We start from the raw sequence: 339 nt of genomic DNA on the forward strand, positions 1-339 counted from the left end.
ATCGGAGGTGGTGCTGCAGGATTTTTCTGCGCTGCCAATCTTGACGAAAACCTATACAAAATTACCATTCTCGAGCAGAATTCTGATGTACTTCAGAAAGTGAAAATTTCCGGAGGTGGTCGCTGTAATGTCACCCATGCTTGTTTTGATCCGAGAGAACTCGTTCAGTTTTATCCGCGGGGGAATAAGGAACTGTTAAGCGTTTTCACCAGGTTTCAGCCTGGAGATACGATGGAATGGTTTGAAAACCGAAAAGTTTCGTTAGAGATCGAAAATGACAACCGCGTTTTCCCGGAAAGCAATTCTTCACAGAGTATTATTAATGCAATGCTGCAGGAA

The 339-nt window shown here is 43.4% G+C and carries 1 protein-coding gene; it reads left to right on the forward strand.

The features are described 5' to 3' along the window. Window positions 1-339: NAD(P)/FAD-dependent oxidoreductase (locus ACPYOJ_RS34895; RefSeq protein ID WP_481420312.1), on the forward strand; the 339-nt coding region annotated here is incomplete at both ends.

The sequence above is a fragment of the Rhizobium sp. SVR5-9E genome (assembly GCF_056755095.1).